The sequence below is a fragment of the Streptomyces sp. NPDC002911 genome (genome assembly GCF_053591835.1).
Genome location: NZ_JBSFUO010000011.1, coordinates 35,670 through 49,022, shown reverse-complemented (window position 1 = coordinate 49,022; position 13,353 = coordinate 35,670). Strand labels below are relative to the sequence as shown.

The following is a 13,353-nucleotide window of genomic DNA, read 5'->3' as shown; positions in this document are numbered from 1 at the left end:
GGCTTTCCCAACCCCTCGTTCCCCCGGCCGTACGGTCGGACCGTCCGCGGCACGCCGTGACCCATTCGTCGTACGCCGACCACCTGAGGGATCACTCCACCCCTGCGGCCGGGCTCCGGACGGGCAGGCCGGGCTTCGCCCGCCGCGCCCCTCGCCGAAACGAGGCGGCCGGACCTTCCACGGGGAAGGTCCGGCCGTCGTCGCTCTGATCCTGCGGGAAGGGAAGGCTCCTACAGGAATGAGTTGATCTCGATGGTCTCGGTACGGCCGGGGCCGACACCGATCGCGGAGATCGGGGCGCCGGACATCTCCTCCAGCGCCTTCACGTACGCCTGCGCGTTCTTCGGCAGGTCGCCGAAGGTCTTGGCCTTCGTGATGTCCTCGGACCAGCCCGGCAGCATCTCGTAGACCGGCTTCGCGTGGTGGAAGTCGGTCTGGCTGTACGGGAGCTCCTCGACGCGCTTGCCGTCGATCTCGTACGCCACGCACACCGGGATCTGCTCCCAGCCGGTCAGCACGTCCAGCTTGGTGAGGAAGAAGTCGGTGAGGCCGTTGACCCGGGTCGCGTACCGCGCGATCGGGGCGTCGAACCAGCCGCAGCGCCGGTCGCGGCCGGTGGTGACACCGCGCTCGCCGCCGATCCGGCGCAGCGCCTCGCCGTCCTCGTCGAGAAGTTCCGTCGGGAAGGGTCCGGCACCGACGCGCGTGGTGTAGGCCTTGAGAATGCCGATGACCCGGCTGATCTTCGTCGGTCCCACGCCGGAACCGGTGCAGGCGCCGCCCGCGGTCGGGTTCGACGAGGTGACGAAGGGGTACGTGCCGTGGTCGACGTCCAGGAGGGTGCCCTGACCGCCCTCGAAGAGGACGACCTTGCCCTCGTCGATGGCGTCGTTGAGGATCAACGTCGTGTCGGCGACGTACGGCTTGATCTGCTCCGCGTACTGGAGCATCTCCTCGACGATCTTGCCGGATTCGATCGCGCGCCGGTTGAAGACCTTGGCGAGGAGCTGGTTCTTCTGCTCCAGCGCCGCTTCGACCTTCTGCTCCAGGATCGACTCGTCGTAGAGGTCCTGGACGCGGATGCCGACCCGGTTGATCTTGTCGGCGTAGGTCGGGCCGATGCCGCGCCCGGTGGTGCCGATCTTGCGCTTACCGAGGAAGCGTTCCGTCACCTTGTCGACGGTGACGTTGTACGGAGTGATCAAATGAGCGTTGCCGCTGATCAGGAGCTTGGACGTGTCGACGCCTCGCTCGTTCAGACCACTCAGCTCGGAGAGCAGGACCGCCGGGTCCACCACGACACCGTTACCGATGACCGGGGTACACCCCGGCGACAGGATTCCGGAGGGGAGAAGATGCAGTGCGTACTTCTGGTCGCCTACGACAACCGTGTGGCCGGCATTGTTGCCGCCCTGGTAACGCACCACATAGTCAACGGATCCACCGAGGAGGTCGGTGGCCTTCCCCTTGCCCTCGTCACCCCACTGAGCACCGAGCAGCACAAGTGCGGGCACAGGCGTACACCCCTTCCGGGCGGGGCATGTCCAAGGTCAGGGGGCGTACGTAAAGGTCGTACCTGCCGTACGACGATGTACGGCAAAGCCTGAGCCGTCGAACCGGGTGCCCCGGAATAGACGAAGCCCCTGGCGCAATAGCGCAAGGGGCTCTTGCACCAAGATGCTACCCGAGGAAGGACCGAGGTGTCGGCTGCAGAGCCCCCCGGCGACGGCGACCACCAGCTACTCGTGCTCATCGACCCCCTTGCCCGCCGCTACGACGGCGAATCCGTGCGCATCGCGAAGGATGTGCTGAGCGCCGGCGCACACGCGAAAATCTGTTTCGCGGACGGCCCCGACGATTTCGCCAGAGCCCTGTCCCGGCGAGGCTCCAGGCGTCCGGTCGTGGTCGGTGACGACCACGCGCTGCTGCGCGCCGTGTCCCAGCTCCACCGGGAGCGGGAGCTTGCCGACAGCGCTCTCTCCCTGATCCCGGTCGGCGCGGCGCACACCCTGGAACTCGCTCACGCGCTCGGCGTGCCCCGGGGCGCGGTCGCTGCGGCGCGCACGGCACTCGACGGGGTCACGCGCAGGCTGGACCTCCTGGTCGACGACAGTGACGGCGTCGTCCTCGGCGAGCTGCGCATCCCGGCGGCCACGCCCGCTCAGGGCCCGCCCCACACGGTCTGGGACGCCTGCCGCACCCTGGTGGCCTCGCTGGTCCGCCCCGCCCCGCCCTTCCCGTCGGGGCCCTCCCGCGCCCACCGGCTGCGGGTGGAGGCGGACGGGGTCCTGCTGAACGACCTGGACCGGCCGGTCGAGGGCGTCTCGGTGACCGCGCAGGGAGACGGAGGCCTGGCCGACGTGGTGATCCACATGACCTCCGGCGAGACGCACACGGCAGAGGCCAAGGCGGTCACCATCTCCGGCCCGGACTTCCGCTACCGCGCGGACATACAGGTCGCGGGCCCCGTCAGGACCCGTACATGGGCGGTACGGGCGGGCGCCTGGGGGCTGGTGCTCCCTGCAGCGGACGCCTGACATCCGGCCGTCGGAGCGTCACCCGGATGTCCTGCGGCTCTCGCGCCACCACTCCAGGACACCCGGCAGTTCCCTCCGCATGAACGCGAAGAACTCCGCGGTCTCCGAGGCGGGCGCTGGACGGCCTCGGGCTCACCCGGTGCGCCGACGTCCTGGCGCTCATGGAGCAACGGGGCGCGGCAGGGTACGGCGGCTTCGAGGGCAGGGCCGGGACCTCTCCGTCCTGTGGACGGAGCTGCCCCTCGTCCTGTTCGCCGGGGCCGCGATCCCCACGGGCGCCTGGCTGCTGACCCTGCGCCTGCTGCGCGGCCACGGTCCCCGAGGTTCCGGTTCCTCGTCGCGGCCGTGTGCACCGCGGGCGTCCTCGCGGCGTCCGCGTGGGGCCCGCACACCTGGCGAACCCTCACGACCCGGACCGGGTACGGCTCTCCGGCGCGCTCCCCTCAGATCTCGACCAGTAGCTCCCGCAGCCCCCGGATCACGTAACCGGGATTCCACTCCGGCTCCGCCGTCAGCCGCATACCGGGCGCCTGGCGGAGCAACTCCCCGAACGAGGCGCCAAGTTCGAGGCGGGCGAGCGGGGCGCCCAGGCAGTAGTGGATGCCCGCGCCGAACGAGATGTGCGGGTTGTCCTGCCGGGACAGGTCCAGCGTCTCCGCGTCGGCGAAGCGTGCCGGATCCCGGTTGGCCGACGCGAAGAGCAGCGCGACCTGCGAACCTCTCGGGATGACGGTGCCGTCGATCTCGATGTCGTCCAGGACCCACCGCGCGAACATGGGCACCGGGGTGTCGTAACGCAGCAGTTCCTCTACCGCGGTCGGCAGCAGGCTGTGGTCGCCGCGCAGGGTCGCCAGTTGCTCCGGGTGCCGGAAGAGCATCCACCAGCCGTTGACGGTGGCGTTGACGGTCGCCTCGTGTCCTGCGTTGAGCAGCAGCACGCAGGTGGAGATGATCTCCTGCTCGGTCAGCCGGTCCTCGTCGTCGTGGGCGGCGATGAGCCCGGAGATCAGATCGGCTCCCGGGTCCGCGCGCCGTGCCCCGATCAGTTCACGCAGATAGCCGGAGAACTCGGCCGACGCCTGCACGGCGGCCCGTGCGGTCTCCTCAGGCGGGTTCAGCTCGAACATCCCGCAGATCGCCGCCGACCACGGCCGCAGGAGCCCCCGGTCGGCCTCCGGGACGCCCAGCATCTCGGCGATGACGGCGACCGGCAGCGGCTCGGCGACCTCGCTCAGCAGATCGCCACCGCCCCCCTCGACGAAGTCGCCGACGAGCCCGGCGGCAAGCCGCTCCACCGTCGGGGCGAGCGCCTCGACCCTGCGGGGCGTGAACGCCTTGGCGACCAGCCGCCGGATCCGGGTGTGGTCGGGGGCTTCCAGGTCGAGGATCCCGTGCCCGTTGAGCGTGTGGAACGGCTCGTGGGCGGCGGGCGGAGCGGTGACACCGAACTCGTCGTGGCTGAAGCGGTGCAGGTAGGTCCGCCCCAGCCGCCGGTCGCGCAGCAGCCCGGACACATCGGAGTAGTGCGGGACGAGCCACTGCCGCGTCGGCTCGAAGTAGTGCGCCCGGCCGGTGGCGCGCAGCGCGGCGTAGGCGGGGTACGGATCGGCGACGAACGCCGGGGACCAGGGGTCGAAGGACACGTGCATGAGCCGACGCTATCCGGGCGTGACCAGCCGCGCCTCGTACGCGAACACGGCCGCCTGGGTGCGGTCCCGCAGCCCCAGCTTCACCAGGACGCGGCTGACGTGCGTCTTGATCGTCGACTCGGCGACCACCAGGTGCGAGGCGATCTCCAGGTTCGACAGCCCCTGCGCGATCAGCACCAGCACCTCTGTCTCCCGCTCGGTGAGGTCGCCGATCCTGGCCATGGCGGGCGCCCGGGGCGCCTCGGCGATCTTCGAGAACTCGGTGATCAGCCGCCGGGTCACCGTCGGAGCCAGCAGCGCCTCGCCGGACGCCACCACCCGCACGCCTTCGGCGAGCTGCCGGGCCGAGGCGTCTTTCAGCAGGAAGCCCGAGGCGCCGGCCCGCAGGGCCTGGTACACGTACTCGTCGAGATCGAACGTGGTCAGGACGAGCACCTTGGCGTCCGCGTCGGCGGCGACGATCTCACGGGTCGCCTCGATGCCGTTGAGCTCCGGCATGCGGATGTCCATCAGCACCACGTCGGGCCGCAGCGCGGCGACCTGTGACACGGCCTGCCGTCCGTTGACGGCCTCGCCGACCACCTCGATGCCGGGCATCGCGTTGAGCAGCACGGAGAAGCCCTCGCGGACCATCATCTGGTCGTCGACGATCAGGACCCGGATGGGCGTGTCGTTCACGCTCCCTCACCGTCCGCCACGCCGTCGCGCACCACCGGTACGGGGAGGAACACGGCGACCTCGTACCCGCCGTCGTCCGTGGCCCCCGCGGTCATCTCCCCGTTCAGCATCGCGACCCGCTCCCGCATCCCCGTGATTCCGTGCCCGGCACCCGGCGACGGCTTGACCAGTCCGCGCGCGGGACCGTTGACGACGCGCAGCGCGAGCCCGCCGAGCACATAGCCGATCTCCACCCTGGCAGTGGCGCCCGGCGCGTGCCGGAGCGTGTTGCTCAGCGCTTCCTGGACGATCCGGTACGCCGAGAGCTCTACGCCCTGCGGAAGCTCCCGGACCGCCCCGGTGACGGTCTTCTCCGTCTCCTGCCCGGCCTCCCGGACGTTGTCCAGGAGCCGGTCGATCTCTGCGAGGGTGGGCTGCGGCGCGTCCGGCGCCTCGTAGTCCTCCGCCCGTACGACACCGAGGACGCGACGCAGCTCGGTGAGCGCGGCCACGGCGTTCTCCCGGATGGTGACGAACGCCTGCTCCAGCTCGGGCGGCGGGTTCTCCACCCGGTACGGTGCCGCCTCGGCCTGGATGGCGACGACGGACATGTGGTGGGCGACGACGTCGTGCAGCTCACGGGCGATGGTGGTGCGCTCCTCCAGGAGCGTGCGCCGGTCGCGCTCCACGGCGGTGACGGTGCGCTGCACGGTCACCTCCCGCTGGGCCTCGCGGCGGGTCTGCACGACCGTCACGACGAGCAGGGCGAGCGCGGACGTGAAGGCCATGCCGCCATTGGTCGAGGAGGGGTTGTAGGGGCCGAGGGCGGCCATGAAGGAGCCCGGGAGCAGGGTGATCACCCACATCCAGGCCGCCGTACGCGGCCTGGTCCGCGCCGCGACGACGATCAGGACGCCCAGGTGGCACACGAAGGTGTGAGGCGTCCACGGCCAGTCCCCGCTGCCCACGACGGCCGTCACCGGGACCAGAGCGATCGACGCCCAGAAGGCGAGGACGGGGCGGAGCAGCGTCATCAGCAACGTGGCGGCCGGCAGGAAGGCGGTGACGACGGTCGCGATCCCGAACGGGGAGTAGGTGTTCGCCGAGAAGACGCCTCCCAGCAGGGCCATCAGCGCGACCGCGGCCACCACCGCGTGCGGGAACCAGACGGCCCTCGTCCGGATCGATGTCGGGAGCCGGCGGATCACCGGGCCGTCCGTGCCCAGTGGCCCCATCGGACGGTACTCGAACACTTGGTGGAAGAGGTCCTGCCGCAGGCCGCCTATCGCCCCTGCGGCCAGCCGGATTTCCGGGCTTCTGGTCTTCGTCTCGGTCACGCTCACACGGTAGGCGCGGCTCTGCGCTCCGGTCGTCAGCAGTGATACGGATCCTTCGCCGTCCGTCGCAAGTACTACCAGGCCAGCTGGGCGATCTCCTCGGCCACCACGGCGCACGCGTCCGCCGACGGATCGATGAGCGGAAAGTGCCCCACCCCGTCCAGCAGCGTGAGCCCCACCATCTCCCCGGCCTTCGCCGCCGCGTCCACGAACGCATCCGTGACGGCCTGCGGCACGGTGATGTCGTCCACGCCCTGGACGACAGCCGTCGCGATCCCGGTCGGCAGCAGCAGGGCCGGATCGACGTGCGCGCTCCGGGCCTCGAAGTTCTCCTCGCCGCCCAGGAGCTGGTGCAGCGCACCCGCGCAGACGTCCAGCTCCACCGCGCTCGCGAAGTCCCCGATGGGTGCCAGCGCGACGACCCCGCGCAGCGGCGGCGCCACGGGCAGCCGCCACGGCGAACCCTCCGGGAGCACATGCCGCGCGGCCGCCCACAGGGCGAGCTGCCCGCCCGCCGAGTGCCCGGTGACCACGGTCCTACGGAGGTCCGCCCCCGGCAGCTCCCGGGCCGCCAGCGCCGGCAGGGCATCCATCGCAGCGGATACGTCGTCGAAGGTCTCGGGCCAGCGCCCCGCGACCGGACCCGCCGTCCCCTGCTGCGGGATCTCACCGCCACGCCGGTACTCGACGCTGGCCACGGCGAAGCCCCGGCGCGCGAGGAAGTCCGCGAACGGCGACATGTGCTGCCGGTCGTAGGGCGCCCGCCAGGCCCCGCCGTGCAGCAGGACCACGAGCGGCACCCCGGCCCGGCCGTCCCTCGGCGCGAAGAAGTCGATCACCTGGTCGGGGTGGTCCCCATAGGCCGCGGACCCGTCAGGGGCGACGACCGGATGCGCGAACGCCGACTCCGTCTCGGCGGCGTCGCGTTCACGCGCGGCAGAATCCGACATGCTGCTCCAACCGTCCTGGGCCCGTGCCCAACTGGACTGACCTGCGGGGACGGTACCAGTACGACGAACCGCCGCCGTACGGGCCCGGAGTGTGGGCCCGCACGGCGACTGACGCTCAGTCCGCCAGTACCTCGGCGAGGATCCGCGCCGCCCGTTCCGCGTCGGCGAAACCGACGTACAGCGGGGTGAAACCGAAGCGCAGGACGTCCGGGCGGCGCAGATCGCCGACCACGCCACGCTCGATGAGCGCGCGCATGACCGCTTCCGTCTCCGCAGCGTCCTCGCACCGCAGCGAGACCTGGCTGCCGCGCTCCGCGTGGGCGGACGGGGTGACGGATGCGACCCTGCCGTCGGGCACGTAGGCGGCGACGCACTCCAGGAAGAAGTCCGTCAGCGCCAGCGACTTGGCCCGTACGGCGTCCACCGACACGCCGTCCCACACGTCCAGCGCCGCCTCCAGGGCCAGCATGGACAGGATGTCCGGCGTACCGACCCGGCCGCGTACGGAACCGTCCGCGGGGGCGTATCCGGGAGTCATCCCGAACGGATCGGCGTGCGAGGTCCACCCGGGCAGGGGCGAGTCGAAAGCCGCCTGGTGACGCTCGGCCACGTACAGGTAGGCCGGCGAGCCGGGACCGCCGTTCAGGTACTTGTACGTACAGCCGACGGCCAGGTCCACGCCGTGTGCGTCGAGGCCCACCGGCAGGGCACCCGCACTGTGGCACAGGTCCCAGACGGCGAGGGCGCCCGCCTCGTGGGCGGCGGCGGTGAGGCCGGGCAGGTCGTGGAGCCTGCCGGTGCGGTAGTCGACGTGATTCAGGAGAACGGCCGCCGTGCGCGGTCCGAGTGCGGCCGGCACGTCGGACGGGGCGACCGGGACGACGCGGTGGCCCGTCATGCGCGCCGCCGACCCGGCGATGTATCCGTCGGTCGGGAAGGTCGTGGAATCGACGAGGATCTCGTCGCGCCCGTCGCCCGCGAGACGGTTCGCCGCGACGACCGCCTTGAAGACGTTCACGCTGGTGGAATCGCCCACCACGACCTGTCCGGCGGCCGCCCCGACCAGCGGGGCGATCCGGTCGCCGATCCGCTCGGGCGCGGTCCACCAGCCGCGCTCGTCCCAGGAGCGGATGCGCAGCGCGCCCCACTCACGCGTGATGACGTCCTGCATACGCGCGGGGACGTGGCGGGGCAGCGCGCCCAGCGAGTTGCCGTCGAGGTAGACGATGTCGTCGAGGGTGAACAGCTCGCGCAGTGCGAGCAGTCCGTCGGCGGTGTCGAGCGCCTCGGCGCGCTCCTTGAAGTCAGACATGGCTACGCGCCGTCCACAGCTCGGGGAACACGCTCTTGGTCGCCCGCTTCTCCAGCCAGGCCACCCCGGCCGACCCGCCGGTTCCGGTCTTCGACCCCATCGCCCGCCGGGTGGCGGTCAGGTGGTCGTTGCGCCAGCGCCACACCAGCTCGCCGACATCGGTGAGCACCTCGCCGAGCCGTACGAGCTCGTCGTTCTGGTCCGCGTTGGCATAGATCTCCGCCCAGACCGCCTCGACGGCGGGGGACGGCTCGTACTTCTGCGCCAGGTCCCTCTCGAGCACCGACTCAGGCACGGCGTATCCCCGACGGGCGAGCAGGGCGAGCGCCTCGTCGTACAGGCCGGGATCGTGGAGCGCCTTCTCCAGCTCGGCGTGTACACGGGGCGCGCCCCGGTGCGGCACGAGCATGGAGGCGGACTTGTCGCCCAGCAGGAATTCCATCCGGCGGTACATCGCCGACTGGAAGCCGGATCCCTCGCCGAGGGAGCCTCGGTAGGAGTTGAACTGGGCGGGGGTGAGGCCGGCCAGCGGCTTCCAGGAGGCGTTCAGCGCCTCCAGCTCCCGCAGCGAGCGCTTCAGGGCGTCGCGCGCGGCCGGGACGCGGTCCTCGCGCAGGGCGTGCGCCGCCGTCTCCCACTCATGGACGATGACCGTGAACCACAGCTCCATGACCTGGGTGGTGACCAGGAAGACCATCTCGCCGGGATCGTCCGAGCGCAGGTGCTGGAGGTGGGTCAGTACATCCGCCTGGACGTAGTCCTCGTACGGAGTCGTTCCCGCGAAATCCAGGTACGGGTTGTCCGCACCGGTGGCTTCGGGGTCGGGGTGAATCGTCGACATTTCTGTCTCCTCGACACGAGCTTCCGGGTAGCGGTCCGCCCCTTCCTCTGAGGTGGTGGAGCTCCGGTCCCCTGCCGGCATCCTAACGGCCTCGCGCGGCATGCGCCGGGCCCCGCAGGCGTGCGGCCTGCGGGGCCCGGGGGAAGCGGGGTACTCAGCCCAGGGTGTCGGCCGCCGTCTGCGAGGAGTCCCGCAGGAAGGCCGAGCAGCGCTCGTACTCGTCCTGCTCACCGATCGCCTGCGAGGCGCGCGCGAGGGCGTGCAGGGCACGCAGGAAGCCGCGGTTCGGCTCGTGCTCGAACGGGACGGGGCCGTGGCCCTTCCAGCCCGCGCGGCGCAGGGCGTCGAGACCACGGTGATAGCCGGTGCGCGCGTACGCGTACGACTCGATGACCCGGCCGCCCTCGTACGCCTCGTCGGCGAGCTGGGCCCAGGCCAGCGACCACTTGGGGTACTTGGCCGCGACGTCGGCGGGTGCCGCGCCTCCGGCGAGCAGCTCGCGCGGCTCCGGGTCGTCGGGCAGATGGGTCGGGGGAGGGCCCCCGAGCAGGTTCTCGTGGATGGACATGGCTCAAGTGTGCCTGGGTCCGGGGTCCGGCTCCAAAGGCGGGGCGGTGACGCCGCAGTGCGTCGCGCACTGCGGCTGCCGCTCGCGTCCGGGCTCCGGAGCCTTCCGCAGGGCCCACCAGGCGATCACCGAACCCGCCACCAGCAGCCCGGCGCACATCGGCATGGCCCTCCGGAACGTCGAGGCGAACTCCCCCGCGTCGCGGTAGGCCTCCGGTCCCATCCCGGCCAGCAGCGGGAGCGCGGCCACCGCGAGCAGCCCGGCGGCCCGCGCCGCCGCGTTGTTGATGCCGCTCGCGAGCCCGGCCCGGCCGGTGTCCACGGCGGCCAGGACGCTCGCCGTGAGAGGCGCCACGAGGGTGACCATGCCGAGGCCGAGCACCAGCACAGCGGGCAGGACGTCCGCCAGGTAGGAGGCGCCGGTGCCGACCCTCAGCATCAGGAGCATCCCGGCTGCCGCAAGCAGCGGGCCGACGGTGAGCGGGATCCTCGGCCCGAGGCGCCGGCCGAGGTCGCCCGCGGACGCGGAGAAGAGCAGCATCAGCACCGTCGTGGGCAGGAGCGCGGTGCCCGCGCCCAGCGCCGAGTAACCGGCGACCACCTGGAGCTGGATCGCGGACAGGAAGAAGAACCCGCCGAGGGCCGCGTACACACAGAGGGTGACGAGGTTGACCGCCGTGAACTGCCGGGACGCGAAGACCGACGGCGGCACCATGGGGTCGGCCCGGCGCCGCTCCACCCGTACGAAGGCCGCCCCCAGCACCACGCCGCCGACCGCCGCGCCGATGACCATGACGGACGCGCCCTGGTCCGGTACCTCGATCAGCGCATAGGTGACGAAGGCGAGCGCGAGCGCGGCCAGCGCGGCACCGAGCACGTCGAAGCGTCCGTGGGTATCCGGGTCCCGCGACTCCGGTACGTGGCGCAGGGCCACGGGCACACAGACGGCGGCGAGCGGCAGATTGAGCAGAAAGACCCATCGCCACCCCGGCCCGTCCACCAGCCACCCTCCGAGGAACGGTCCGACGGCCGCCCCGACCCCGCCGAGCCCCGACCAGAGCCCCACGGCACGGGCTCGGTCGTCGGGGTGGAAGCTCGCCTGGATGATCGCCAGCGAACCGGGGGTGAGCAGCGCGCCGCCGACACCCTGCAACGCCCGCGCGACGACCAGAACCTCCGCGGTCGGCGCGATCCCGCACCCCAGCGAAGCCAGGGCGAACCAGACGACGCCGACGACGAACACCCGCCGCCTGCCGTACCGGTCACCGAGCGCGCCGCCGAGCAGGATCAGCCCGGCGAGCGTCAGCATGTAGGCGTTGACGGTCCACTGGAGCGCGGCCAGGTCGGTGTCGAGGTCCTCGCCGATGCGGGGCAGGGCCACATTGATGACCGTGGAGTCGAGCAGAGCCATGCTGGACCCGAGCACGGTGGTCAGGACGACCCATCGCCCCACGGGCGAGGCAACCCGGATCCCGCCCTCGTCCGCTGTGTACGCATGGTCCACGTCAGTCATACGAGCAGGATCACCGCTGCCCGACCGCTCGGCCACAGATGCACCCCCAGCCGCACGCCGGCCCTTCCGGTGTTCCGCCTCAGCCCGCCGGCCCTTCCGGCGTTCATGGGCCGGAGGCCGGGGTGGAGCCCCGGTTTCGGGGAAGGGGCGGGCAGGGACGAGCCCCGCGCAGCAGCGGACACGCAGCAGGCCCGGCCCCCGAAGGGCCGAAGGGAAACCGGGCCCGCCCGTTCAACCGTGCCTACTTCAGCTTGGTGCCCGAGGAACGCAGGTTGGCACAGGCCTCGGTGACCCGCTTGGCCATGCCGCCCTCGGCGGACTTGCCCCAGCTACGCGGGTCGTAGACCTTCTTGTTGCCCACCTCGCCGTCGACCTTCAGCACGCCGTCGTAGTTGCGGAACACGTGGTCCACGATCGGGCGGGTGAAGGCGTACTGCGTGTCGGTGTCGAGGTTCATCTTGACGACGCCGTTCTCCAGCGCGGTGGCGATCTCCTCAGCCGTGGAGCCCGACCCGCCGTGGAAGACGAAGTCGAACGGCTGGCTTCCGGCGGGCTTGCCGTACTTGGCCGCGACACCCTGCTGAAGGTCCTTGAGGAGCTCCGGACGCAGGACGACGTTGCCCGGCTTGTACACACCGTGGACGTTGCCGAAGGACGCGGCCAGCAGGTAGCGGCCCTTCTCGCCCAGGCCGAGCGCCTCCGCCGTACGCAGCGCGTCGTCGACGGTCGTGTACAGCTCGTCGTTGATCTCGTGCGTGACGCCGTCCTCCTCGCCGCCGGTCGGGGTGATCTCGACCTCGAGGATGATCTTGGCGGCGGCGGCCTTGGCCAGCAGCTCCTGGCCGATGGCCAGGTTGTCGGCGAGGGTCTCGGCCGAGCCGTCCCACATGTGGGACTGGAACAGCGGGTTCAGACCCTTGGCGACGCGCTCCGCGGAGACGTCGAGGAGCGGACGTACATAACCGTCCAGCTTGTCCTTGGGGCAGTGGTCGGTGTGCAGCGCGACCGTGATGTCGTACTTGGCGGCGACGATGTGCGCGAACTCGGCCAGGGCTACGGCGCCCGTCACCATGTCCTTGTTGTACTGGCCGCCCAGGAATTCGGCGCCACCGGTGGAGATCTGGACGATGCCGTCGCTCTCCGCCTCCGCGAAGCCGCGCAGTGCAGCGTGCAGGGTCTGGGTCGACGTCACATTGATGGCCGGGTAGGCGAACTTGCCTGCCTTCGCCCGGTCGAGCATCTCGGCGTAGACCTCGGGGGTTGCGATGGGCATCTGTCCGCTCCTTGGGATGTGCGGGTGTGCAGTGCTTGGTCCCTGACCTGGGGGCGACGTCATCGTCGCCCTCATCTTCCCAGACTCTCGCTTCGGCTCCACGCTGCCCGTCGAGTTGTGCTCCCCGTTTCACGTGAAACGGGGAGCGCAACGAGGAAGCCCGAGGTCAGGCCAGGTCGAGGTCCGCCACCGAGTAGACGTGGACGTACGGCAGACCGGCCTCGGCGATCGCCGGGGCGGCGCCGCGCTCGACGATCACGGCGACGGCCACGACCTCGCCGCCGGCCTCCCGCACCGCTTCGACCGCGGTCAGCGGCGAGCCCCCGGTCGTCGAGGTGTCCTCGACGACGAGGCAGCGACGGCCCTTGACGTCCGTACCCTCGATGCGGCGCTGCATCCCATGGGCCTTCTGCGCCTTGCGGACGACGAATGCGTCCAGGCTCTTCCCGCGCGCCGCGGAGGCGTGCAGCATCGAGGTGGCCACCGGGTCGGCGCCCAGCGTCAGGCCGCCGACGCAGTCGTAGTCCAGCTCGGCGGTCGCGTCGAGCATCACCTGGCCGACCAGCGGCGCGGCCTTGCCGTCCAGCGTGATCCGGCGCAGGTCGATGTACCAGTCGGCTTCCAGACCCGAGGAGAGGGTCACTTTGCCGTGTACCACGGCCTTGTCCTTGATCTGCTGGAGCAGCTCAGCGCGTACGTCAGTCATGTCAACGAGGG

12 protein-coding genes are annotated in these 13,353 nt (G+C 71.2%); 1 reads left to right on the top strand and 11 read right to left on the bottom strand.

What is annotated here, in order from left to right; translation table 11 throughout:
* Positions 1-230 precede the first annotated feature (230 nt).
* A complete protein-coding gene (locus ACWD04_RS18700; protein WP_359476878.1) occupies positions 231-1,514 on the bottom strand; it encodes an adenylosuccinate synthase in 1,284 nt (427 codons plus the stop codon).
* Positions 1,515-1,700: 186 nt separating this feature from the next.
* Here ACWD04_RS18700 and ACWD04_RS18695 point away from each other — a divergent pair, with 186 nt between their 5' ends.
* A complete protein-coding gene (locus ACWD04_RS18695) occupies positions 1,701-2,537 on the top strand; it encodes a diacylglycerol kinase (protein WP_451133213.1) in 837 nt (278 codons plus the stop codon).
* Positions 2,538-2,980: 443 nt separating this feature from the next.
* Here ACWD04_RS18695 and ACWD04_RS18690 read toward each other — a convergent pair whose 3' ends face one another.
* The 10 genes from ACWD04_RS18690 to pyrE all read right to left on the bottom strand — a co-directional run bounded on the left by ACWD04_RS18690 (position 2,981) and on the right by pyrE (position 13,342).
* Positions 2,981-4,186: a cytochrome P450 gene (locus ACWD04_RS18690; RefSeq protein WP_451133211.1), complete on the bottom strand. Its 1,206-nt coding sequence runs from the start codon at positions 4,184-4,186 to the stop codon at positions 2,981-2,983.
* A 9-nt stretch (positions 4,187-4,195) separates the two neighbouring features.
* Positions 4,196-4,864 (bottom strand): response regulator, encoded by a 669-nt coding sequence (locus ACWD04_RS18685; protein WP_451133209.1) that lies wholly within the window; start codon positions 4,862-4,864, stop codon positions 4,196-4,198.
* A complete protein-coding gene (locus ACWD04_RS18680; protein WP_451133207.1) occupies positions 4,861-6,180 on the bottom strand; it encodes a histidine kinase in 1,320 nt (439 codons plus the stop codon). The genes ACWD04_RS18685 and ACWD04_RS18680 overlap by 4 nt, the downstream gene beginning before the upstream one ends.
* Before the next feature lie 74 nt (positions 6,181-6,254).
* A complete protein-coding gene (locus ACWD04_RS18675) occupies positions 6,255-7,130 on the bottom strand; it encodes an alpha/beta hydrolase (protein ID WP_451133205.1) in 876 nt (291 codons plus the stop codon).
* 115 nt (positions 7,131-7,245) lie between these two features.
* Positions 7,246-8,442, bottom strand: a complete 1,197-nt coding sequence (gene kynU / locus ACWD04_RS18670; protein WP_451133203.1) for a kynureninase — start codon at positions 8,440-8,442, stop codon at positions 7,246-7,248.
* Positions 8,435-9,283 carry a tryptophan 2,3-dioxygenase family protein gene (locus ACWD04_RS18665; RefSeq protein ID WP_451133201.1) on the bottom strand — a complete coding sequence of 283 codons (849 nt, stop codon included), beginning with the start codon at positions 9,281-9,283 and terminating at the stop codon, positions 8,435-8,437. Before ACWD04_RS18665 ends, kynU begins: the two co-directional genes overlap by 8 nt.
* A 154-nt stretch (positions 9,284-9,437) precedes the next feature.
* Positions 9,438-9,851 (bottom strand): DUF3151 domain-containing protein, encoded by a 414-nt coding sequence (locus ACWD04_RS18660; protein ID WP_451133199.1) that lies wholly within the window; start codon positions 9,849-9,851, stop codon positions 9,438-9,440.
* Between the two features lie 3 nt (positions 9,852-9,854).
* The gene (locus ACWD04_RS18655) at positions 9,855-11,363 is read right to left on the bottom strand and encodes an MFS transporter (RefSeq protein ID WP_451133197.1); all 1,509 of its coding nucleotides are present in this window, start codon (positions 11,361-11,363) and stop codon (positions 9,855-9,857) included.
* Between the two features lie 241 nt (positions 11,364-11,604).
* Entirely contained in the window at positions 11,605-12,636 is a 1,032-nt protein-coding gene (gene fbaA, locus ACWD04_RS18650; RefSeq protein WP_387391552.1) for a class II fructose-bisphosphate aldolase, read from the bottom strand.
* A gap of 166 nt (positions 12,637-12,802) precedes the next feature.
* On the bottom strand, positions 12,803-13,342 hold the full coding sequence (gene pyrE / locus ACWD04_RS18645) for an orotate phosphoribosyltransferase (RefSeq protein ID WP_147958720.1): 540 nt from the start codon (positions 13,340-13,342) through the stop codon (positions 12,803-12,805).
* Positions 13,343-13,353 lie beyond the last annotated feature (11 nt).

Bases quoted from the DNA above. Each gene is read 5' to 3' on its own strand.
- ACWD04_RS18660 (WP_451133199.1), bottom strand. From the start codon at position 9,851: ATGTCCATCCACGAGAACCTGCTCGGGGGCCCTCCCCCGACCCATCTG.
- kynU (WP_451133203.1), bottom strand. From the start codon at position 8,442: ATGTCTGACTTCAAGGAGCGCGCCGAGGCGCTCGACACCGCCGACGGA.
- ACWD04_RS18690 (WP_451133211.1), bottom strand. From the start codon at position 4,186: ATGCACGTGTCCTTCGACCCCTGGTCCCCGGCGTTCGTCGCCGATCCG.
- ACWD04_RS18665 (WP_451133201.1), bottom strand. From the start codon at position 9,283: ATGTCGACGATTCACCCCGACCCCGAAGCCACCGGTGCGGACAACCCG.
- pyrE (WP_147958720.1), bottom strand. From the start codon at position 13,342: ATGACTGACGTACGCGCTGAGCTGCTCCAGCAGATCAAGGACAAGGCC.
- fbaA (WP_387391552.1), bottom strand. From the start codon at position 12,636: ATGCCCATCGCAACCCCCGAGGTCTACGCCGAGATGCTCGACCGGGCG.
- ACWD04_RS18675 (WP_451133205.1), bottom strand. From the start codon at position 7,130: ATGTCGGATTCTGCCGCGCGTGAACGCGACGCCGCCGAGACGGAGTCG.
- ACWD04_RS18655 (WP_451133197.1), bottom strand. From the start codon at position 11,363: ATGACTGACGTGGACCATGCGTACACAGCGGACGAGGGCGGGATCCGG.